The sequence below is a fragment of the Actinokineospora lacus genome, assembly GCF_053813445.1.
Genome location: NZ_JBQERA010000001.1, coordinates 601591 through 621666, shown reverse-complemented (window position 1 = coordinate 621666; position 20076 = coordinate 601591). Strand labels below are relative to the sequence as shown.

General features: G+C 72.0%; 21 protein-coding genes and 3 tRNA genes. 11 read left to right on the top strand and 13 right to left on the bottom strand.

The features are described from left to right. Nucleotides 1–16: 16 nt before the first annotated feature. The 5 genes from ACTG9Q_RS03070 to ACTG9Q_RS03050 all read right to left on the bottom strand — a co-directional run bounded on the left by ACTG9Q_RS03070 (nucleotide 17) and on the right by ACTG9Q_RS03050 (nucleotide 2962). Nucleotides 17–1537: a sugar transferase gene (locus ACTG9Q_RS03070; protein WP_455571014.1), complete on the bottom strand. Its 1521-nt coding sequence runs from the start codon at nucleotides 1535–1537 to the stop codon at nucleotides 17–19. 578 nt (nucleotides 1538–2115) lie between these two features. Then, nucleotides 2116–2192: transfer RNA gene (locus ACTG9Q_RS03065), tRNA-Phe, on the bottom strand. 34 nt (nucleotides 2193–2226) lie between these two features. Then, nucleotides 2227–2300 (bottom strand) — tRNA-Asp (locus tag ACTG9Q_RS03060). Between the two features lie 15 nt (nucleotides 2301–2315). Continuing rightward, nucleotides 2316–2388 (bottom strand) — tRNA-Glu (locus ACTG9Q_RS03055). A gap of 328 nt (nucleotides 2389–2716) precedes the next feature. Next, a complete protein-coding gene (locus ACTG9Q_RS03050) occupies nucleotides 2717–2962 on the bottom strand; it encodes a hypothetical protein (protein WP_455571013.1) in 246 nt (81 codons plus the stop codon). A gap of 544 nt (nucleotides 2963–3506) precedes the next feature. Here ACTG9Q_RS03050 and ACTG9Q_RS03045 point away from each other — a divergent pair. After that, on the top strand, nucleotides 3507–3857 hold the full coding sequence (locus ACTG9Q_RS03045; protein ID WP_455571012.1) for a hypothetical protein: 351 nt from the start codon (nucleotides 3507–3509) through the stop codon (nucleotides 3855–3857). Nucleotides 3858–3937: 80 nt separating this feature from the next. Here the strand turns inward: ACTG9Q_RS03045 and ACTG9Q_RS03040 are convergent, their stop codons facing one another. Beyond that, the gene (locus ACTG9Q_RS03040) at nucleotides 3938–4141 is read right to left on the bottom strand and encodes a cold-shock protein (RefSeq protein ID WP_455571011.1); all 204 of its coding nucleotides are present in this window, start codon (nucleotides 4139–4141) and stop codon (nucleotides 3938–3940) included. A gap of 420 nt (nucleotides 4142–4561) precedes the next feature. Between ACTG9Q_RS03040 and ACTG9Q_RS03035 the strand changes: the two genes are divergently transcribed. Further along, the gene (locus ACTG9Q_RS03035; RefSeq protein WP_455571310.1) at nucleotides 4562–5098 is read left to right on the top strand and encodes a PaaI family thioesterase; all 537 of its coding nucleotides are present in this window, start codon (nucleotides 4562–4564) and stop codon (nucleotides 5096–5098) included. Between the two features lie 9 nt (nucleotides 5099–5107). Then, nucleotides 5108–6241 (top strand): metallophosphoesterase, encoded by a 1134-nt coding sequence (locus ACTG9Q_RS03030; RefSeq protein ID WP_455571010.1) that lies wholly within the window; start codon nucleotides 5108–5110, stop codon nucleotides 6239–6241. 3 nt (nucleotides 6242–6244) lie between these two features. Here the strand turns inward: ACTG9Q_RS03030 and ACTG9Q_RS03025 are convergent, their stop codons facing one another. Beyond that, nucleotides 6245–6946, bottom strand: a complete 702-nt coding sequence (locus tag ACTG9Q_RS03025; protein ID WP_455571009.1) for an SDR family NAD(P)-dependent oxidoreductase — start codon at nucleotides 6944–6946, stop codon at nucleotides 6245–6247. Nucleotides 6947–7114: 168 nt separating this feature from the next. Next, nucleotides 7115–9301: a tetratricopeptide repeat protein gene (locus tag ACTG9Q_RS03020; RefSeq protein ID WP_455571008.1), complete on the bottom strand. Its 2187-nt coding sequence runs from the start codon at nucleotides 9299–9301 to the stop codon at nucleotides 7115–7117. A 387-nt stretch (nucleotides 9302–9688) separates the two neighbouring features. Between ACTG9Q_RS03020 and ACTG9Q_RS03015 the strand changes: the two genes are divergently transcribed. Beyond that, the gene (locus ACTG9Q_RS03015) at nucleotides 9689–10087 is read left to right on the top strand and encodes a hypothetical protein (RefSeq protein ID WP_455571007.1); all 399 of its coding nucleotides are present in this window, start codon (nucleotides 9689–9691) and stop codon (nucleotides 10085–10087) included. Nucleotides 10088–10233: 146 nt separating this feature from the next. Here ACTG9Q_RS03015 and ACTG9Q_RS03010 read toward each other — a convergent pair whose 3' ends face one another. From ACTG9Q_RS03010 to ACTG9Q_RS03000, 3 genes are all read right to left on the bottom strand, one after another. Continuing rightward, nucleotides 10234–10419, bottom strand: coding sequence for a hypothetical protein (locus ACTG9Q_RS03010; RefSeq protein WP_455571006.1), 186 nt, complete (start codon nucleotides 10417–10419; stop codon nucleotides 10234–10236). Nucleotides 10420–10917: 498 nt separating this feature from the next. Next, a complete protein-coding gene (locus ACTG9Q_RS03005) occupies nucleotides 10918–11889 on the bottom strand; it encodes a glutamate ABC transporter substrate-binding protein (RefSeq protein WP_455571005.1) in 972 nt (323 codons plus the stop codon). Then, the gene (locus ACTG9Q_RS03000; protein ID WP_455571004.1) at nucleotides 11886–13199 is read right to left on the bottom strand and encodes a hypothetical protein; all 1314 of its coding nucleotides are present in this window, start codon (nucleotides 13197–13199) and stop codon (nucleotides 11886–11888) included. The genes ACTG9Q_RS03005 and ACTG9Q_RS03000 overlap by 4 nt, the downstream gene beginning before the upstream one ends. Before the next feature lie 219 nt (nucleotides 13200–13418). Between ACTG9Q_RS03000 and ACTG9Q_RS02995 the strand changes: the two genes are divergently transcribed. The 5 genes from ACTG9Q_RS02995 (at nucleotide 13419) to ACTG9Q_RS02975 (ending at nucleotide 17120) form a co-directional block, all read left to right on the top strand. After that, a complete protein-coding gene (locus ACTG9Q_RS02995; protein WP_455571309.1) occupies nucleotides 13419–13622 on the top strand; it encodes a hypothetical protein in 204 nt (67 codons plus the stop codon). Nucleotides 13623–13743: 121 nt separating this feature from the next. Further along, nucleotides 13744–14115, top strand: coding sequence for a hypothetical protein (locus ACTG9Q_RS02990; protein ID WP_455571003.1), 372 nt, complete (start codon nucleotides 13744–13746; stop codon nucleotides 14113–14115). Continuing rightward, complete coding sequence (locus tag ACTG9Q_RS02985) at nucleotides 14112–14282, top strand: hypothetical protein (protein WP_455571002.1); 171 nt, start codon at nucleotides 14112–14114, stop codon at nucleotides 14280–14282. The genes ACTG9Q_RS02990 and ACTG9Q_RS02985 overlap by 4 nt, the downstream gene beginning before the upstream one ends. An 802-nt stretch (nucleotides 14283–15084) precedes the next feature. Next, the gene (locus ACTG9Q_RS02980) at nucleotides 15085–15768 is read left to right on the top strand and encodes a response regulator transcription factor (RefSeq protein WP_455571001.1); all 684 of its coding nucleotides are present in this window, start codon (nucleotides 15085–15087) and stop codon (nucleotides 15766–15768) included. Continuing rightward, the gene (locus ACTG9Q_RS02975; RefSeq protein ID WP_455571000.1) at nucleotides 15765–17120 is read left to right on the top strand and encodes a HAMP domain-containing sensor histidine kinase; all 1356 of its coding nucleotides are present in this window, start codon (nucleotides 15765–15767) and stop codon (nucleotides 17118–17120) included. The genes ACTG9Q_RS02980 and ACTG9Q_RS02975 overlap by 4 nt, the downstream gene beginning before the upstream one ends. A gap of 162 nt (nucleotides 17121–17282) precedes the next feature. Here ACTG9Q_RS02975 and ACTG9Q_RS02970 read toward each other — a convergent pair whose 3' ends face one another. Further along, nucleotides 17283–17858, bottom strand: coding sequence for a PadR family transcriptional regulator (locus ACTG9Q_RS02970; RefSeq protein WP_455570999.1), 576 nt, complete (start codon nucleotides 17856–17858; stop codon nucleotides 17283–17285). Nucleotides 17859–17911: 53 nt separating this feature from the next. Here ACTG9Q_RS02970 and ACTG9Q_RS02965 point away from each other — a divergent pair, with 53 nt between their 5' ends. After that, nucleotides 17912–19039 carry an FAD-dependent oxidoreductase gene (locus ACTG9Q_RS02965; protein WP_455570998.1) on the top strand — a complete coding sequence of 376 codons (1128 nt, stop codon included), beginning with the start codon at nucleotides 17912–17914 and terminating at the stop codon, nucleotides 19037–19039. A 45-nt stretch (nucleotides 19040–19084) separates the two neighbouring features. After that, nucleotides 19085–19681: a hypothetical protein gene (locus ACTG9Q_RS02960; protein ID WP_455570997.1), complete on the top strand. Its 597-nt coding sequence runs from the start codon at nucleotides 19085–19087 to the stop codon at nucleotides 19679–19681. 9 nt (nucleotides 19682–19690) lie between these two features. On the opposite strand, the gene ACTG9Q_RS02955 is transcribed toward ACTG9Q_RS02960, so the two are convergent. Continuing rightward, nucleotides 19691–20041, bottom strand: coding sequence for a VOC family protein (locus tag ACTG9Q_RS02955; protein WP_455570996.1), 351 nt, complete (start codon nucleotides 20039–20041; stop codon nucleotides 19691–19693). Nucleotides 20042–20076 lie beyond the last annotated feature (35 nt).

Sequence of the window (20076 nt, the reverse complement as noted above, 5' to 3'; positions counted from 1 at the left end):
CCCTTAAATGGTGTTTTTAGTACGCGCCTTGACCGGAGAACACGGCCCGGATGGTCTTCCAGAGGATCACCGCGTCCAGCGCGAGCGACCAGTCCTCCACGTAGCGCAGGTCGAGGCGGACCGCCTCCTCCCACGGCAGGTCGCTGCGCCCGCTGACCTGCCACAGGCCGGTCAGCCCCGGCTTGACCAGCAGCCGCCGCCGCACGTCCGGGGCGTAGCGGGCGGTCTCCTCCGGCAGCGGCGGGCGCGGCCCGACCAGCGACATCGGGCCCGCGAGCACGTTGAACAGCTGCGGCAGCTCGTCGATGGAGTAGCGGCGCAGCACCGCGCCGACCCGGGTGATCCGGGGGTCGCGGCGCATCTTGAACAGCAGGCCGTGGCCCTCGTTCTGCTCGGTGAGCTTGGCCAGGAGCTTGTCGGCGTCGGTGACCATCGTGCGGAACTTGACGATGGTGAAGTGGCGGCCGTCCTTGCCGACGCGGTTCTGCCTGTAGAACACCGGCCCGCGGCTGTCGGCCTTGATCGCCAGGGCGACGGCCAGCATGAGCGGGGTCAGCACGGCCAGCAGCAGGAACGAGCCGACCTTGTCGAAGACGTCCTTGATCACGCGGCGCACGCCGGTGAACGAGGGCGCCGAAACTCGCAGCAGGGGCATCCCGAGCACGTGGTCGACGTGCAGGCGCGGGCCAGCGACCTCCATCAGCACGGGCGCGACGACCATCTCCGCGCCACTGCCCTCCAGGTTCCAGGCCAGCTGCTGCAGCCGCTTGGGCGTCCAGTACTGGTCCGGGGTGACCGCCACGATCCGGTACCCGCCGCGGCGGGCGTGCGTGGCCAGGTCCGGCAGCCGCCCGACGACGGAGACGCCGGAGAGCTCGAACTCGTCGTCACCGACGCCGTCGGTGGTGCAGACGGCGTCGACGCGCCAGCCCAGGTACGGGGTGTTGCGGGTGCGCGTGATCAGGTCGCGCAGGGTCTCGGTGCTGCCCGCGGCCATGACCGGCAGCAGGCACCGCCCGTCCCGCCGCTCCCGGTGCAGCAACTGGCGCAGCGCGTAGCGCAGGGGGAACACGAGCAGGGCGGTGGCGGGGATGACCGCGAACACCCACGGGCGGATGCGGTCGACGTCGAAGAGGAGCCCGGCCAGCGCGAGCACGACGGCCGCGGCCACGAAGGCCCGGCCGACCCTGCGGAACTCCTCGACCCCGTGCCCGAGCACGGTGGAAGTCCAGACCCGGTTCACCGCGAACGCGGCGACCAGGATGCCAAAAGTGACAAAGGTCACCGGATGCACGACCGACTCCCCCGGCCGGGTGTGCGCGGTGACCAGCCCGCCGACGACGACCACGCCGACGAGCAGGGCGAACACGTCCCCGAGCAGGACGCCCGCCCGGTAGCGCGGCTCCCACCCGGCCACGGGCGGGAACGAAGGCTCTCCCGCGGGAAGGCTGCCCCGGGCGCCGCGGGTCCGCCGGAGCGTCGGCGGAGCGGGCCAGGTGGCTGATCTTCGGCGCGGGAACCCTACTTGGTCACGCATTGTATTTCCCCCGGTTGGTCCGGTGTGCCTCACGCGGTCGGTGCGGGTGGTCCCCGAGAGCCCCGCACCCCGTGAATGTCATGGGCGACCGAGCTCGGCCGACGGTGGCCGTTCTCGGGTCGCGATAGCTGATTCGTTCCCCCGGGCAATGCCGTTACACGGAGAGTCAGTTTTGGCGCAACCGGGCGCGCGATCTCACCATCCGGTACCGCTTCACTACACACTGCGTAGTTGTGTCGTGCGTCAAATGGACACCCTGCCGCCCATCGTGGCCGCTCGACCCGGTTGCATGATCACAAAGGACAGTCAGGCCAGGCCACCCGCGACCGTCACTCTGCGCGCCCACCAGGGCCCGGGGCGACTACGTCACAGGATGCCGGATTTCCCGTGACCGACCAAGTGGCCCTGCCTGCACTACGGCACCCGCACTTCGCAAATTGCGCCGATTACCAAGACTGGTAATGTGATGTGACCTAGATCACGGTAGTCGTTTTGTGGCCATTGGGCCCTTGATCGGCGGTCACACCCCGCCACGCGAAACGGCCCTCCCGATGGGGGAGGGCCGTTCGGCTGCTTCGTGGTGGCCAGGGGCGGGGTCGAACCGCCGACCTACCGCTTTTCAGGCGGTCGCTCGTACCAACTGAGCTACCTGGCCAAATCGCCTGCTTCGGCTTCGACACCGAAACTTGCGACCCTGACGGGACTCGAACCCGCGACCTTCGCCGTGACAGGGCGACGCGCTAACCAACTGCGCCACAGGGCCTTGCTTGTCTATCCGTGCTCCCAACGGGATTCGAACCCGCGCTGCCGCCTTGAAAGGGCGGAGTCCTAGGCCGCTAGACGATGGGAGCCGACCTATGCTCGTCCGGTGTTCGCTGGGAGCAGCCATAGCTTATGACACGGCGCCCCGGGAACCAAAACGGGTACCCCCTAAACCGCTCTACCAGGGCAAACACGCCTGCGACGCCCCGTGGCGGCCCGTGCCGGAGGTCCGGCGGGGGGCTGAGCACGGTCCGCTGCCGACCCTCGCGCGAGGCGAGGGCGCCGCGGTCCTCGGGAAACCGTCACCCGGTGTTCGGGTGATGGCTCCGGCGGAAATTCACCGGAGCCGTTTCGACTCCCCAGATCAAGCATGTCAGATCAAGCATGATCGAAATTGCGCCCGCCACGCCGTTCGCGCTATCGGCAAACGGGTGGAAGACCATCTTCCCCCTCGATGAGGCCCAGCATTTCCAGCAGCTCGCGGCAGTCTTCGGTATCCTGCGCGCCGCAGGCCACGGCCATGCGCGCTCGTCGGACCTGGTCCGCGGTGACGCGGGACCCTTCCCCAGAACGGGGCGCGGGCACACCGGTGGCGAAATTCGCCGACCCACCCAAGCTGTCCTGACGTAGCAAAAACGAACGAACTTCCAAAGACCCGCTCATCCTGCCTCCCCGGCTTTTTGTTTGGCGTGAGGCTATGAGAGATCTCGCTCAGGTCACAGCCCCCTGGGGGGTGAACCGGGCTTACTCGCTGAGTAGCCGTGTGTAACCCGCTTCCCAGTTGTCGCCAGGACTGGACACTGGTTAACCGGCAACCGCGCCACCCGTTCGGGCTATGGGCCGGTATGGAGGCGACCAGGCGGTCACCACGAGCGCCGCAACGGTGGGTCCGGGACCCCTGGCGTCCCCCGGCCGGACGGTCGGGCGGCGGCGCTAGCGGATGGAGAGGGTTGCTCACAAGACGAACGTCAAGTGAACTTTTGCCGAGATTTTCCCCGAGCGGACCCTCCCGCGAGACGCGTGCGCGTGCAACAATCGTCGTGCTGACACACCCCCAGTCAGCGCCTGTGGAGATCCCCTCCGGCCCCCGCGTTCCTCCCCCTGGCGCGGGGGCCTCTCCATGGCTGGGAGATGTGTCACCCCGTCAGGTTGCGTGACGCCGGTCACACTGATCCGCACGCCGCAACCGATTCGTTATCGTGTCCCGGTGCCTTTCCCCTCATTCGGACGCAGCCGTTCAGACCTCAAGCCGGTAGGCGAGAACACCGGCCGCCACCGCACCGCGGTGCGCGAGCAGGCCGACGAGCTGCCCGACGACGAACTGGAGTCGTACCTGGCGGCCCTGGCCCCGGACAGCGACACCGAGACCACGGCCACCGGCAGGCGCTTCGGCACCGCCGAGGTGCACCAGCTGCGCCTGCCCCTGGCCGCCAACGAGAAGCTCCGCGAGCTGGCCGCCTACCGCCAGACCTCCCCGATGGCCCTGGCCCAGGAGTGGATCATGCAGCGCCTCGACTGGGAGGCCCGCCAGCTGGAGCACTACCAGATGCAGCGCTGATTGGGCCGCGTTACTCCTTTTCGACCACGACGTGAGCCCCCGGCGGATTCGGCCGGGGGCTCACGTCGTTTTATCGGCCCTTACAGCGGGATGACGTTGGTGGCCTGCGGCCCCTTGGTGCCCTGGCCGACCTCGAACTCCACCCGCTGGTTCTCCTCCAGCGTACGGAAGCCCTTCGACTGAATCTCCGAGTAGTGCACGAAGACATCCGCGCCGCCGTTGTCCTGCGCGATGAATCCGTAGCCCTTTTCGGCGTTGAACCACTTGACTATGCCCTGTGCCATAAAACCTGCCTCCATCGCAGGAGCTTGGGGTTGCACCGTGCAACCCCGGGCCGCCCCCGGGCGGCGCCCCCGCCCCAGTCCAGCGGAAACAGCCCGCCCGCGTTTTCATTCCGCGAGCGTGGAAAGCACGACACAGAATCCACGGCCAGCAACGCTTAGGTTATCGGCTGGAACGGCCCCTTTCTACTGCCTCTCGGGCTTAGCGCTAGGCCAAGCGAGTGACGTCAATGCGCACTCTCCGAATTGGTTCCCCGCGCAAAACATGAACCCCCAGCTGTCCACGCTTAGTGGCCTGAATCACACTCCAGCCACGGTGGCATTCGCCGCTGCGCCACACCGAGCCCAGCACCCGACCCCCCAGCCGCGCCTGAGGGCACCTACCCTGCGGTAGTGAACTCCTGGCCACCGGTCGAGACCGAGATGCCCGCGCGCCATCCGGACGCGCCCGCACCCGACACCGAGCTGCCTGAGCACTACGCGCACTGCTTCGGCTGCGGCGACAGCGTCGACCACGGCCTGCACCTGCGGGCCACGGCGGGCACGGAGCTGACCGTGCGCTCCCGGTTCACCGTCACCGACGTCCACCAGGGCGCGCCCGGCCTCGCCCACGGCGGGCTGCTCGCGTGCGCGTTCGACGAGGCGCTGGGCACCGCGGTCGGCCACCTGCTGCGGCGGCCCGCGGTCACCGGGAAGCTGGAGACGGACTTCCTGCGCCCGGTGCCGGTGGGCACGGTGCTGTTCATCGACGCCCACATCGACGGCGTGGCGGGCCGCAAGGTGTTCGTCAGCGCCGAGGGCAGGATGGACAGTCCGGTCGGGGACATCGCGGTGCGGGCGCGGGCGGTGTTCGTCCAGGTGGAGCTGAAGCACTTCATCGATCACGGCCGCGCGGAGGACATCCGCCGCGTCGCCGCCGACCCGAGCCTGCTCGGTCGGCCGCTCGACCTGAATCCGTAGGCTGGTCGCATGTTCTTGGTGGTCGTCGCGGCCCTGGTCGTCCTGCTGCACTGGTACTTATGGAAGCGCCTGGTCCGGGACACCACCCGCACGGCGCGGTGGCGCCGCGTCGGGACGGTCGCGCTGGCCGCCCTGGCGGTCCTGGTGGCCGCGACGCTGGCGCTGCCGCGGTTCGTCGGCGTCGACGCCGCCCGCTGGTTCGTCTGGCCGGGCTACCTCTGGTTCGGGGTGTTCTTCTACCTGATGGTGGTGCTCCTGGTCCTGGAGCTGCCCCGGTTCGTGGTCCGCAGGACGGTGGCCAAGGCCGAGGACGCGGACACCGACGAGAGCCGCAGGCTGTTCCTGGCCCGCTCGGCCGCGGTGGTCGCGGGCGTGGCGGCCACCGGCATCGCCGGGACGGGCGTGCTGTCCGCCCTGGGCACCCCGCACGTCCGGCGCTTCACCGTGCCGATCAGCCGCCTGGACCCGGCGTTCTCGGGGTTCCGGATCGCCGTGGTCAGCGACATCCACTTGGGACCGATGCTGGGCCGCGCCCACACCGAGCGGCTGGTCCGCATGATCAACGAGGCGGACGCCGACCTGGTCGCCATGGTCGGCGACCTCGCCGACGGCACGGTGGCCGAGCTGGGCGAGGCCGCCGCACCCCTGCGCGACCTGGTGTCCCGGGAGGGCACCTTCTTCGTCACCGGCAACCACGAGTACTACTCCGGGTACCAGCAGTGGGTGGCCGAACTGGACCGGCTCGGCCTGCACTACCTCCACAACGCCCACACGACGCTCTCCCGCGGCGGCGGGCGGCTGGACATCGCGGGCATCACCGACATCGCGGGCAAGTCCTTCGACGACGGCCCCGACCTGCCGCGCGCCCTGGCCGGGTCGGCCAACCCGGTCGTCCTGCTCGCCCACCAGCCGGTCCAGGTGGAGGACGCCGCCGCGGCGCGGGTGGACCTGCAGCTCTCCGGCCACACGCACGGCGGCCAGCTCTACCCGTTCCACCACCTCGTGACCCTGCAGCAGCCCGCGGTCTCCGGCCTGTCCAAAGTGGACGACACCTGGCTCTACGTCACCAACGGCGCCGGTTTCTGGGGCCCACCCGTCCGCGTGGGCGCCCCGCCGGACATCTCGGTCCTGGAACTGCGCTGACCCTCAGGCGTTCACCCCGCCGTCGACCAGGACCGAGGTGCCGGTGATGTAGGACCCGCCGGGCCCGGCCAGGTGCGCCACCGTCAGCGCCACCTCCCGCGGCGCGGCGAAGCGGCCCAGGGGGATCATCGCGCGCTGCGGGTCGCCGTTCGGGCCGTCCGCCGGGTTCATGTCGGTGTCGGTCGAGCCCGGGTCGACCTGCGTGACCCTGATCCCCTGCCCGGCGAGGTCCCTGGCCAGGCCGCGGGTCATGCTGTTCAGCGCCGACTTGGTCATCGCGTACGCGGTGATCCCCGGCATCGGCACCCGCTCGGCCAGGTTGCTGCCGATGTTGACGATCCGGCCGCCGTCGGGCAGGTGCCGCGCCGCCGCCTGCGCGGCCACCCACGGCGCCCGCACGTTGACCGCCCACATGTCATCGAGGTCCCCGACCACCCCGGCGTTGTTCACCAGCACGTCGAGCCGCCCGAAGTGCGCCACGACGTCCTCGACGGCGCGCTCCACCGCCGCGGTGTCCCTGGCGTCCGCGCGCAGGGCCAGCACCCGCCGCCCGGTCGCCTTCACCGCCTCGACCACGGTGGAGGCGTCCGACTGGTACGTCAGCGCGACATCGGCGCCCTGCTCGGCCAGCACAACCGCGATCGCCGCCCCGATACCCCGGCTCCCGCCGGTGACCAGGGCGACCTTTCCGTCCAAAGTGTTCATACCCATAGCTTCGCCAACCGGCGAACTATCTGCCGGCGGGTATCAGCCGCCGCTTTGAGGCGTGTTTCAGGTGTGCGCGCCAATCCGGACACGCCCGAACACACCGGTATCAAAACGATCCGTCCGCACCGCCTGCGACCGGCTGATCACGACTCACATCTGAAACGCCTAGGTCAGGGTGCGCGGTCGGATCGAGTTGGCCTTGTCGACCAGGGCGTGGCGCTGCTCGGGGGTGGACGCCAGCCGGGCCAGCGCGCGGTAGCACCGCTCCAGGCCGAACCGCAGCTCCTTCTCCGACAGCTCGCACCCGAGCACCTTGCGCCCCGGCGGGCCGCCACCCTGCCGCCCGGCCTTCACCCAGGCGTGGGCCGCCTCCAGCACCTCGGCCGACAGCCGGGTCCGCCGCTCGGCGTCGAGGGCCAGGCGCTCCAGCCTGCTCGCCGCGTCGTGCAGGTCCTGCTCGGCCAGCGCGGCCCAGTCGCCCTTGCGCGCCTTGATCTTGATGGCCGCGACCTGGGCGGCCACGTGGTGGCTGGAGGTCTCCGGCACCGCTTCCAGCACCTCGATCGCGCTGGTCCGCGCGCCTTGCGCCAGGTACACCCTGGCAAGGCCGAACGCCGCGCTCACGTAGGAGCGGTCGGTGCGCCACACCAGCTCATAGGTCCGCGCGGCGGCGAACATGTCGCCCGCCAGCTCCGCGCTCACCGCCAGAGCCAGCTTCGGGGCCAGCTCGCCGGGCACGGCGTCGTAGACCCGGTCGAACGCCTCGCGCGCGGCCTGCGGGGCGCGGCCTGCCAGCGCGATCAGCCCGTGGAACCAGTCGGGGCGCCAGTCGGCCGGGTCGGTCACCAGCCGCCGCGCCGAGGCCAGCTCCCCCGACGCCGCGCGCAGGTCGCCCTGCTCGATGCGGGCCTTGACCAGGCGCAGCCGCACCTCCACCGAGTCCTGCGGGGCCGCCGCCAGCGCGGCGGCCAGCTCGGCGGGCTCGGTGGCGGTGATGCTGGCCAGCGCCGACGCGGCGTGGTCGGCGGTGTCGACCAAGGGCAGCGGCAGGATCGTGGCCACCTCCTGCGGGTCCGGCGTCGGCAGCGCGGGCTGCCCCTCCGCGGTCAGCCCCACCCCGAAGCTGCGGGTCTCCACGCCGAACACCGCCGAGGGGCCCGGCCGCGGCTTGCCGGTGCCCAGCGCCATGACCTCACGAAGGACACCGGTGAGCTGGTCGGCCATCTCCCCGCATGAGGTGAACCGCTTGGCCGGGTCGGCGTGCGTCGCGCGCTTCAGCACGCGGTGGTAGCTGCCGAACAGCGCGAACAGCGGTTCCACGTCCGGACCGGGCAACGTGTGCTTGTAGCGCGAGGTGTAGCCGGCGAACTCGATGGAGAGCACCGCCAGGGTCCGCCCGACGGTGTAGATGTCCGAGGCGACCGACGCGCCCTCCCTGGCCAGCTCCGGGGCGGCATAGCCCGCGGTGAAGAACAGCGGGCTCTCGTAGTCGTCGACCCGCCGCACGGCGCCGAGGTCGATCAGCTTCAGCTGCTCGCCGGTCTGGATCACGTTGTCCGGCTTGAGGTCGCAGTAGAGCATGTCGACGCTGTGCAGGTAGCCCATGGCGGGCAGGATCTCCAGCCCGTAGGCGATCACCTGCCCGATGGGCAGCGGCTCGGCCCTGCCGACGTCGCGGTGGTGTTGCAGCGCCAACTGCCTCAGCGACTGCCCGCCGACGAACTCCATGACGATGTACCCGTTGGGCAGCTGCGTGTACGGGTCCGGGTGCTGCACGAAGTTGTAGATCTTGACGACGTTCGCGTGCTCGACCTCGGCGAGGAACCGCCGCTCGTTGACCGCCGAGGCCATCGAGGTCGCGTCCCCGGTGTCGATCATGCCCTTGAGCACGACCCACCGGTCGCTGACGTTGTGGTCCTTGGCCAGGTAGATCCACCCGAGCCCGCCGTAGGCGATGCACCCGAGCACCTGGTACTGCCCGGCGACGAGGTCGCCCTGGAACAGCCGCGGCCGGAAGTTGAACGCCTGCCCGCACTTGGGGCACACCCCCTCCGGCGACCCCTTCTCCCCGTCGGTCCCGCGCCCGACCTTCTCGCCGCAGTTGGTGCAGTAGCGCTTGTTCTCAGCGACGACGGGGTCGTCCAGCACCGCGCTCGCCGGGTCCTTGACGGGCACGACCGGCACCTCGACCAGCCCGGCCCCCAGCGTCCCCCGCCCCGCCGCCCGCGACGACGTCCGCCGCCCCGTCCCCGGAAACGCCCCGCTCCCGGTCCCCGGCCCACTGTCGGACCCGGTCCCTGCGGGCTCGTCCTCCGGACGCGGCGGAACGATGTACTGCGTCACCGTGGTCATGTTGAGCACGCTGGTGGGCAACGGCTCATTGGGCGCCAGCGCAGGCGGCGCGGTCTGCCGCTGAGGCGCCACCGGCGCTACCGGCGGCCCCGGCGCCCACGGCCGCTGTCCACCGTGGCCGAGCTGCGGCCCCCCAGGCCCGGTCTGCCCCGCCGGACGTCCCCGCTGATCCCACCCCTGCGACTGGCCGCCCCGTCCCGACGGCTGCCCCTGAGACCCCGACCGCGATTGCGTGACGTGCGGCTGCGACTGGGTGGAGGGTCCCCCAGCCCCCGGCTGGCTGGCCATCCCCCCGGCCCCCTGCTGCGACTGCGACTGCGCGGCAGGCCCACCGGCCCTGGGCTGCGGACCACCAGGCCCGGGCTGCGACTGCGAGGTGGGCCCACCGTGCCCACGCAGGCCGTGCCCCGACGGCGGCTGCCGCGGCTCACCGGACACCGGCTGCGACTGGGTCCGCGGCCCAGGCTGACCCCACTGCCCCGGCATCGACCCACCCGACCGCACCTGCCCACCAGGCCCTTGCCCACCCTGCGCCTGCCCACCGGGACCTTGCCCGCCCTGCGACTGGCCGCCAGGTCCATGCCCACCCTGCGCCTGCCCACCGGGACCATGCCCGCCCTGCGACTGGCCGCCAGGTCCATGCCCACCCTGCGCCTGCCCACCGGGACCATGCCCGCCCTGCGACTGGCCGCCAGGTCCATGCCCACCCTGCGCCTGCCCACCAGGGCCTTGCCCGCCCTGGGGCTGGCCACCGGGCCTAGGCCCGGCCAGACCATGACCCGCTGACACAGGGCCGCTCAACGCCTGCGCAATGGATGCCTGACCGCCCTGCGGGTAGGTGCTCGGCACCTGCCCGGCCTGCGGCTGGCCGCCCGTGGTGTGCCCGCCCTGAGCTTGACTGCCCTGCGGCTGCCCGCCCAGCGGCTGGCCACTCAGGTCGCGGTCACCGGGGAACTGGCCACCGTGCGTTTGTCCACCCGGTACCTGGCCGCCGCTCTGGCCGGGGCCCGGCTGCGGGCGTTGGCCCGTCGAAGCCTGCCCGCCCGGAGCCTGCCCGCCCGGCACATGACCACCAAGGGCATGGCCGCCCTGCGACTGCCCGCCTTGGGCCTGCCCACCCGGCGCGTGACCGCTCCTCGGTTGGCCCTCCGGCGCGTTGCCGTCTGTCCCCTGCCCGCCCGGCGCCCTCGAAGCCTGCCCATCCGGACCCTGCCCGCCGTGCGCCTGACCGCCCGGCGAACGCCCGCTTTCTGCATTGCCGCCTTGCGCACGCCCACTCAGTGGGTGTCCACCCTCCACATCACCGCGCTGCGCAGGCTCGCCCTGGGCATGTCCGCCCTGTGCGTATCCGCTCTGCGCATGTCCGCCCTGCGCATGTCCACTCTGCGCTTGCTCGCGTGGTGCGTGACCGCCCTGCGGCCTGCCCTCCGGCGCGTTGCCCTCGGCCCCCCGCCCACCGAGGGCGTCCGGAGGCTGCCCACCAGGCGTCTGGCCTTCCGGCGCGTGGCCGTCCCGCGGCTGCCCGGCCGATGCCTGGCCACCGCTCTGCCCCGGGCGCGGGTCCGCGGGCCCGCTCCGCTCCTCAGGCTCCGGCTCTCCCGGTGGTGTCCAGTGGCTCATCGGTCCCGGTACCTCAGCGTCGGTGGGGTGGGTCGGTCGCCGGATTGGGCCAGCCACCGGTTCCAGCTCGCCTGCCACGCGCCTCCGTTGATGGACTTCTCCAGCACGGCGTTGACGAACCGCACCATGTCCTCGTTCTCCTTGGGAATCCCGATCCCATAAGGCTCCTGGTGGATGCGGGGGCCCACCATCTTCAGGTTCGGGTCCTGCGCGACCATCCCGGCCAGGATCGTGTCGTCGGTCGACACGCCGACCACCTGCCCCTGCTGCAGCAGCACCAGGCAGTCGGTCCAGTTGTCCACCGCCACCAGCTCCGGCGGCGACGGGAACTCCCGCATCCTGGCCAGCGACGTCGACCCCTTCGCCGCGCACACCCGCTTGCCGCCGAGCTGGTTGATGTCGGTGATCTCCGAGCCCTTGTCGACGAGAAGCCGCTGCGCGGCGACGTAGTAGATCGCCGAGAAGTTGATGTCCGCCAGCCGCGCGCAAGTCGCGGTGAAGGTGCGCACCACGACGTCGACCTCGCCGTCCTTCAGCGCGTCGATGCGCTGGGCCGAGGTGATCACCTTGAACTGCACCTTGTTCGGGTCGCCGAAGATGGCCGCGGCGATCTCGCGGGCGCGGTCGATGTCGAAGCCCTCGAGGGCGTTCGTCGTGGGGTCGCGGAAGCCGAACAGGTAGGTGTTCTGGTCAACGCCCGCGATGAGCCTGCCCCGCTTGGCGATGCGCTCCATGGTCGACTTGGCGGGCATCTGGCCAGGTGCGGGCAGCGCGCCCGGCCGCAGGCTGGCGGTCGGGTCGCAGTCGGTGGGCTGGGCCGCCCCGGTGGTCACGGGCGGGTTGACCTCCACGCCCACCGGTTCCGGCCGGTCCGCCGACGCCACCGTCGCCAGGTTGACCGGCGCGCCCGGCTCCGCGCACCCGCCGAGGACCAGCATGGCGGCCACGGCCGCGACGAGGCGCTTCATCGGTACTCCCGCAGTCGTGCCCGGATGCCCATGGCGGTGCCCGCCCCCGCGATCAGCCCCAGCACGACGACGCCCGGCACCAGGCCGGTCAGCGCCTGCCCGGCGCGGGTGGTCTGGGCGACGAACTCGGCGCGCCCGGCGTTCAGGGCGGAGATCAGGTTGCGGTCGAGCGCGGCGAACGCGACGGCGGCGCTGTCCGGGGCGTCGCCGATGGCGAGGGTGACCGCCTCGGCGTACTGGCCGTTGTCGTCGAGTTCGCGGATCTTGCGGTGCGCGGCGACCCACGCCTCGGCGTTGCCCACGGCCTCGCGGGTCGGCTCGGCCAGCGCGGGGGTCACGGCGGCGTCGGCGGCGCGGCGCAGCAGGTTGCCCTCGCCCGCCAGCGTCCGGGCGAGTTCGGTCCACTCGCGCTCGTAGGCCGCGCCGTCACCGCGCGCGACCAGCGTCAGGGTCTCGTCCGCGCGGCACTTGAGCGAGTTGATGCGTGCCTGGACGAGCAGGTCCACCTGCTGTGAGCCGTCCCGTTCGCCTGAGCGGACGTAGGTGGACTCGATCAGGAGCGCGGCCGTGCCCCAGATCAGGGCGAGCGCGACGGCCGAGGTGGCGGCGGCCAGGCCCACGTTGATGACCCGTTTCGTCCTGCGGGTCAGCCACAGCTGGGTGACGACGAGCGCGGCGATCAGGGCCGCCGTGAGCAGCGCGGTGATCCACGGGAAGGAGCGGGAGTCCGCCTGCTCGGCGGACAGGCGGTCGTAGTTGATGTCGTACAGCGTCTCGGCGGCGGGCAGGAGTTGTGACCGCATGAGGCCCGACGCCTCGCGGAGGTACGCCGCGCCCGCGGGGAATCCCTGCCGGTTGTTGGCGCGCGCGGTCTCGATCAAGCCGGTGTAGACCGGGAGCTGGCGCGAGAGGATGTCGACCTGCTGGGCGGCCCTCGGGTCGTCGCCGACGTCGGAGGACGCCTTGCCGAGGGCGGCCCCGGCCTGGGCGATGTCGAACTCGTAGCGCGCCCGCAGCGCCGCCGGTTCCGCGCCGCCGGAGAGGAAGGCGCTGGCGGCGGTGGCGTCGGCGTCCGACAGCGACCGGAAGATCAGCTGGGCGGCGGCGGCCAGCGGCTCGCGGTGGGCGACCAGGTCGTCGAGGGTGTCCTTCTTGTCCTGCAGCGTGAGCGCGGCGAAGACCCCGGTCACGGCGGTGAGCAGCACCAGCACGACGGCGACGAGCGAGAGCCTGCCGGGGGTGGTCGTCGCCGACCTCGTCACCCTGCGCAGCACGGTGTCCCGATCCTCCATGGGCTGGACCTCGGTCACCACGGGTGCTCCCACGGCGGCCCAGTCAACAGCACGCTCACCCGCACGACGCCCGCTTCCCCATCTGGCCGTGATGCCAGGACACTGACGCCGCTGAACCTAGTCGTTCGACGCGGGCCGGGCCAGCGACTCACAGACACCCAGCGTCACTCTTTGCGCTGGGCGATCGCCTGGTTGCTCTCTGGCGCGTAATCCTGCCGTGGTGGGACCGTGGTGGCCATGCAAAAGATCGCCACATTCTGCGGTCAGTGCAACTGCGGCTGCCCCGAGCTCTGGGTCGATCCCGACGCTCCTGAGGAGCGCAGGGTGGTCATCACCGACGACTTCGGCCAGCGCGTGCAGATGAGCATGGGCCAGCTCGCCGACCTGGTCGCCGACGTCAAGGGCGGCGTCCTGGACAGTCTGCTGGCCCCAGCGGACTGATGCCCGGGGCGATGGCCGCGATGATCGCCACCCTTCTCCGATCCTTACCAAACCCGAACAATCCCCTGGCCCTTCCTTAACTGTTCTCGGCGAATCTGGAGGCCGACACGAAGGAGGGGACATGCGATTCACCCACTGGGCCATCGCCATCGGCCTCGCGCTCACCACCGCCGTCCCGGCCGCCGCCCAGCCGAGCGCGCCGGTGACGATCACCTTGAGCCCGGAACAGGTGCAGCGCCTCTGCGAGAAGCGCCTGCCCAAGATCGAAACCCGGGCCACCCGCGCCCTGACCCGCATCAGCGCGGGCCCGGAGGTCCGCGGCTCCACCGCCTGGCTCAAGGCCCGCGCCGCCACCGAACGCGCGGCCGGCCGCGAGACCACGGCCGACTTACTCGAGGAGCGCGCCACCCGCCGCGCCGACCGAGTCCCCCAGCTGGAGCAGATCAAGACAAAGGTCGCCGACTTCCGCGCCCAACACTGCACCGCGAAATGAGGCGCCACCGCGCCATCGCCGCACTCCTGACCACCCTGGCCCTGGCCACCGCCACCGCCTGCGGCCCCACCCAGGAACCGGCCGCCCCCAACTCCTCCATCGAGTCCGACCTCCAGAACATCGAGACCACTTTGGACTCCATCGAATCCGACCTGAACGGAGAATGACCAAGCCCCAACCGCCGTCCCGGCAACAGGACAACCAGACCGCAGCGTCGGCACCCCACTTCCGACCCGCGCACACCGCCCACGGCGAGCACCCCACCTCGTCTCGCACCGAGCGACTGCCGGCTGCCCGCTACGGCACAGCAGAAACCAGCACCAACACCGCGAACCCGACCCACGCAGGCACCGCACCTCACCCAACACCGCCCGTTGTCCAACAGCGGAACGGCAGGAACACAACGTCCGCATTGCACTGCCGACCTGGGCGGACAGCGCGATGGGCGAGCGGACCACCTCATCCTCAGCACCGCTGCCTCCTGTCCGACAACAGGAATGCGGCACTGCCGCACGACATCGCGGGCCTGGCCTGGGCGGGCACCACGAAGGGCAACATTCCACCTCACCCAGCACGATTGCCCGCTGACCCCAACATTGGGAGGACAAGAACCACGACGTCGGCACCGCGGCCCCGGCCGTCCTTGGCGCGGTGCGACGAGCTAGGGAAGCGCGGCGAACTCCCGCGGTCCCAACGACAGGACAGCGACGATGGCGGCGCGTGGCGGCCTCTGGTCAGGTCCGCGAGTGCGAGCGCGGGCGTTTTGTGGCCGCCAGCAGGTTCGTCGCGGCATGAGAGGAAGGGTGATGGTGACCGGCGCGGGGTCAGCTCACCGGTTCGTCGGAGGGAGTGGTGGGGGCGGTGCCGAGCCGGACGGGCGTGTTGAACCGGCTCGCCACGGTGGGAAGGGGGTCGGGGTGGCGCCAGGCTGGGCTGGGGGGTGGCGAGGGCGGCGGTACGGTGTCGCGCGTGACAGCCGGGGAGCGTGGCCTGGTGCTGGTCGTCGAGGACGATCGGGCCATCGCCGACCTCGTCACGCTGTACCTGCGGCGGGACGGGTTCGGGGTGCACCTGGAGTCCGACGGCCAGGCCGCTCTCGCGGCGACGCGCAGGCTGCGGCCGGTGGCGGTGGTGCTGGACATCGGCCTGCCGGGGCTGGACGGCATCGAGGTGTGCCGGACGCTGCGGGCCCAGCAGGACTGGACGCCGATCCTGTTCGTCACCGCGCGCGATGACGAGGTCGATCGGGTTCTCGGCCTGGAGTTGGGCGGTGACGACTACGTCACCAAGCCCTTCAGCCCGCGGGAGCTCGTCGCCCGGCTGCGGACGGTGCTGCGGCGGGCGGGCGGCGGCGCGCCCGTCGAGAGTCGTCACCTCGGTGGCGTCCGCCTGGAACCGGCCACCCGCCGGGTCTGGACCGTTGAGGGCGAGGTGGCGCTCACGCCGACCGAGTTCGACCTGCTGGCCCACCTCATGCGCCGCCCGGGGCAGGTCTTCGAGCGGGCGCAGCTCCTCAGCGCTGTCTGGGGGTACGCCGCCTCGGTGGGCACCCGCACCGTCGACGTCCACATCGCACAGTTGCGCGCCAAGCTCGGCGGGCACCTGGGCATCCGCACCGTCCGCGGTGTCGGTTACGCCATCGACCGGCCATGACCGCCGGGCGCAGCAGGCCGATCGCGTGGCGGATCACCGCGCTGTGCCTCGCGGTGGCCGGGGTGGTGGCCGTGGTCGGCGGGGTGATCTCCACGCGGCTGGTCGTGATCACCGCGCGCGAGGTCACGCAGCGGACGCTCGCCGACCAGGCCGACGTGGTCGCCGCCCAGTTGGCCGACCTCAGCGGCGGGATACGCCGGATGGTCGACATCCTGGAGGGTCAGCAGATCGAGATCGTGCTGCGGCGGCCCAACGGCAACATCGTCGGCGGCACCGACGGCGCCAAGCGCGCGGCGCTCGACGCGGGGCTGGCCACCACGGCCGGGGTCCGGCACCACACCGTCGAGCAGGACGGGCGGACGCTGCTGGTGGAGCTGCGGCCCGTCGCGGACCGCAGCGCGGTGGCGCTGGTGCGTGACGCGGGGACCGCGCGCGGGATCGGGCGCAAGCTGATCGGCAACATCGCGGTGGCGCTGGGGATCGGCCTGCTCGTGGCCGCGGTGGCCGGGCTGGTGCTGGCCCGGCTGATGGCCCGGCCGCTCACCCGCACCGCCGCGGTCGCCACGGCCATGGGGCACGGGCGCCGTGACCTGCGCGTCCCGGTGGAGGGGCCGCGCGAGGTCGCCGACGTGGCCGCCTCCGTCAACGGCCTCGCCGACGCGCTGGCCACCAGCGAGGGTCGCCAGCGGGAGTTCCTGCTGTCGGTCTCGCACGAACTCCGCACCCCGCTGACCGCCGTCAAGGGCTTCGCCGAGTCCTTGGCCGACGGCGTGGTGTCCGGCGAGGACGCCGTCCGCGCGGGCCGCACCATCGAGGCCGAGGCAGGCAGGCTGGACCGCCTGGTCGGGGACCTGCTCGACCTGGCCCGCCTCGGCGCCGACGACTTCCGCCTCGACATCGTCGGCGTCGACCTCGCCGCCGTGGTCGCCGACGCCGCGACGGTGTGGGCCGCGCGCTGCGCGGAGGCGGGCGTCGAGTTCGTCCTGGACATGCCCCCGGGCCCGGTCCGCCTGCGCACCGACCCGCGCCGCGTCCGGCAGGTCATCGACGGCCTGGCCGAGAACGCCCTGCGCGTCACCCCGAGGGGACGGCCGATCGTCCTGGCGCTGCACGCCCCCGACTGGGCCGTGATCCAGGTCCGCGACGGCGGCCCTGGCCTGACCTGGGACGACTACGACGTCGCCTTCGAGCCCAAGGTGCTCAACAACCGCTACGCCGACACCCGCCCCGGCGGCACCGGCATCGGTCTTGCCCTGGTCCGCGGCCTGGCCGCGCGCCTGGGCGGTTCGATCACGGCGGGCCCGGCCCCCGAGGGCGGCGCGGCCTTCAGCCTGCGCCTGCCCATGGCCTAGACCGGTTGCCAGATGTGGGAAGCGTGATCAGTCCGGCCGCGCACCACAGCTGAACCACGGCTTGATGCCCGAGCGGGTGCGGGTGTTCCGAGGACGGCGGCCGGGCGGCGTCGGTGGTCGCCGTCGAGCCTGCGGGCGCGGATCATCGGCAGGCGCGGGACGCTAGCTCCACTCCCGCGGCCAGGTCAACACCCCGGAGCGCAGGTCCGCCACGACCGAGCGCAGCCAGCCCACCTCGGCGCGCCCCACCGCCTGGACGTACTCCTCCTCCAGCAGGAACGGCCGCGGCAGCCCCAGAGCGTCCACTTCGGCCAAGGCCGCGGCCAGTGACCGCTCCAGCGTGTCGGCCCGCGCGGCCAGGTGCCCCGCGACCTCCTCCGGCGGCAGGATCAGCAGGGAGGCCAGCGCCGCGGGGAACTCCGGGTACTCGACGGCGGGCTCGGACAGCATGGTCCGCAGCCAGTCGAGCATGGTCGCCGTGCCCTCCGGCGTCAGCTCGTAGACCGTGCGCTCGGGGCGGCCCGAGGCCCGGTCCACCCCCCGCACCGTGATCAGCCCGAGCCGCTCCAGCCGCTCGACGGCCTGGTAGACGCTGTTGCGCGAGGCCACGTTGGCCACCCGGTCCTTGCCGCGCTCGCGGATCAGCTCGTGCATCCGGTACGGGTGCGCGGGTTCCTCCGCCAGCAGCACGAGCAGCACGAGCGCCAGCGGGGACCGGCGGTGGGACCTGCCTGCCATGCCGTCGACCCTAGTGCCCGCAGCGCCTTAGTCATTTTATGTATAGTGATGACATGACTAAGCGCGTACTCATCATCGGCGGCGGGATCGCGGGCCCGATCACCGCCCTGGCCCTCCAGCAGGCGGGTTTCGACCCGGTCGTCCACGAGGCCCACGGCGAAGCCGCCGACGGCATCGGCGCGTTCCTCACCGTCGCCACCAACGGCCTGGCCGCCCTCGACACCCTCGGTCTCGCCGGGAAAGTGGCCGCGGCGGGCTTCCCCACCCCGCGGATGCGCCTGCGCCTCGGCGACCGGGAACTGGCCGAGTTCCCCATGAGCAGCACCGACCCCGCCGCCCCCACCACCGTCACCCTCACCCGCGCCGCCCTCTACCGCGTCTTACGCGAGGAAGCCGACCACCGCGGCGTCCCGGTCGAGTACGGCAAGAGGCTCACCGACGCCCGCGCCGACGCCGACGGCGTCACCGCCCACTTCGCCGACGGCACCACCGCCCGCGCCGACCTCCTCGTCGGCGCCGACGGCCTGCGCTCCACCGTCCGCACCCTGATCGACCCGAACGCCCCGGCCCCGCGCCACGTGCCGCTGCTCAACACCGGCGGCTTCGCCGACAAGATCACCGTCGACGGCGAGGCGGGCACCGCGTACATGGGCTACGGCAAACGCGCCTTCTTCGCCTACCTGCCCCACCCCGACGGCTCCGTCTGGTGGTTCGCCAACCTCCCGCACACCGGCGCCCCGCCCACCGACTGGCGCGCCCACCTGCACGCCACCTACGCCGACCTGCCCACCGCGGGCAGGCTGATCGACGCCACCGCCGACATCGTGCCCCCGTACGCCACCCACGACTTCCCGACCGTCCCCACCTGGCACAACGCCCGCATGGTGATCATCGGCGACGCGGCCCACGCCACCTCTCCCGCCGCGGGCCAGGGCGCGTCCATGGCCGCGGAGGACGCCGTCACCCTCGCCCGCTGCCTGCGCGCGCACCCCACCCCCGCCGCCGCCTTCACCGCGTACGAGGCCGAGCGCCGCCGCCGCGTGGAGAAGGTCGTCCGCATGGGCAAGCGCAACGGCAACACCAAGGCCCCCGGCGTCTTCGGCCGCCTCCTGCTCCCCGCGGCCCTCAGGCTCCTCCCCACCCGCGACCTGTCCTGGCTGTTGGACCACCGCGCGGCCTGAGCCAAACCGCCGCGACGCCCGAGGTGCCCCTGACACCATGTGCCCGTGACCTACCCGCCGCCGTACCCCCACCAGCCGTGGCCACCGCACCCGCTCGCCCCGAGCAAGGCCACCGCCGTCACCGCCGCGATCCTGGCCCTGCTCCTCGGCGCGCTGATGGCCCTCGCGACGGTCTACCTGATCATCGGCCTGGCCGGGTGGTCCGGCGACATCGGACTGCCGCTCGCGTTCACGGCGGGCTACGGCCTGATCACCGTCGTCCTGCTGACCGGCGGCAGCCTGCTCCTGGCCCGCAAGCGCGCGGGCCAGATCCTGACGATCATCGGCGCGGGCATCGTCCTCGCCCTGATCGTGCTGTCCATGACGATGCACGCCTTCGGCGGTCCCACCGGCCTCGTCGGCCCCGCCCTGGCCCTCCCCGCCATCATCTTCGCCGCCATCCCGCCCACCAGCGCCTGGCTCACCACCGCGCCCCGCCCAGCCCCTTTCCCGTTCCACCAAGGCTTCCCCGGCCCAGCAGACTACCCGCCCCACCCCGGCTTCCCCGGCCCGGCGAGCTACCCGCCCCACGGCGGCCCGGCGGGCTACCAGCCCCACGGCGGTTTCCCGGCGCCCGGCCATCCGGCCCAGCGTCCGTACTGACTCGACAGGTCAGCGGTGGGCCAGAACGTTGATCACGTGGCCGTCCGGGTCCCGGACGAAGAAGCGGCGCACGCCCCAGGGTTCGTCGGTCAGGTCGTGCACGATCTCGGCGCCCGCGGCCAAGGCGGCCCGGTAGGCGGCATCGACGTCGTCGACCTCGATCGACACGGCGGGGATGACGGGGGCCGTCGCGTCGTGGGTCATGAGGCTCACCTGCGCCTCGGGTCGGTCAGGGGCGGCGAGGGTCACGATCCAGCCGTGGTCCATGACCACCCGCATCCCGAGGACACCGGTGTAGAACGCCTTGGCCTGCTCCGGCGACGTGCTCGCCAGATCCGGCACCACTCTGTAGACCGTCATCCACCGATCGTCGTCGCCCGGCGGCGCGCGGGCAA

Coding starts and splice junctions, on each gene's coding strand:
- ACTG9Q_RS03070 (WP_455571014.1), bottom strand. CDS start 1,537: ATGCGTGACCAAGTAGGGTTCCCGCGCCGAAGATCAGCCACCTGGCCC.
- ACTG9Q_RS03050 (WP_455571013.1), bottom strand. CDS start 2,962: ATGAGCGGGTCTTTGGAAGTTCGTTCGTTTTTGCTACGTCAGGACAGC.
- ACTG9Q_RS03040 (WP_455571011.1), bottom strand. CDS start 4,141: ATGGCACAGGGCATAGTCAAGTGGTTCAACGCCGAAAAGGGCTACGGA.
- ACTG9Q_RS03035 (WP_455571310.1), top strand. CDS start 4,562: ATGCCCGCGCGCCATCCGGACGCGCCCGCACCCGACACCGAGCTGCCT.
- ACTG9Q_RS03030 (WP_455571010.1), top strand. CDS start 5,108: ATGTTCTTGGTGGTCGTCGCGGCCCTGGTCGTCCTGCTGCACTGGTAC.
- ACTG9Q_RS03025 (WP_455571009.1), bottom strand. CDS start 6,946: ATGAACACTTTGGACGGAAAGGTCGCCCTGGTCACCGGCGGGAGCCGG.
- ACTG9Q_RS03020 (WP_455571008.1), bottom strand. CDS start 9,301: ATGACCACGGTGACGCAGTACATCGTTCCGCCGCGTCCGGAGGACGAG.
- ACTG9Q_RS03005 (WP_455571005.1), bottom strand. CDS start 11,889: ATGAAGCGCCTCGTCGCGGCCGTGGCCGCCATGCTGGTCCTCGGCGGG.
- ACTG9Q_RS02995 (WP_455571309.1), top strand. CDS start 13,419: ATGCAAAAGATCGCCACATTCTGCGGTCAGTGCAACTGCGGCTGCCCC.
- ACTG9Q_RS02990 (WP_455571003.1), top strand. CDS start 13,744: ATGCGATTCACCCACTGGGCCATCGCCATCGGCCTCGCGCTCACCACC.
- ACTG9Q_RS02985 (WP_455571002.1), top strand. CDS start 14,112: ATGAGGCGCCACCGCGCCATCGCCGCACTCCTGACCACCCTGGCCCTG.
- ACTG9Q_RS02975 (WP_455571000.1), top strand. CDS start 15,765: ATGACCGCCGGGCGCAGCAGGCCGATCGCGTGGCGGATCACCGCGCTG.
- ACTG9Q_RS02970 (WP_455570999.1), bottom strand. CDS start 17,858: ATGGCAGGCAGGTCCCACCGCCGGTCCCCGCTGGCGCTCGTGCTGCTC.
- ACTG9Q_RS02965 (WP_455570998.1), top strand. CDS start 17,912: ATGACTAAGCGCGTACTCATCATCGGCGGCGGGATCGCGGGCCCGATC.
- ACTG9Q_RS02955 (WP_455570996.1), bottom strand. CDS start 20,041: ATGACGGTCTACAGAGTGGTGCCGGATCTGGCGAGCACGTCGCCGGAG.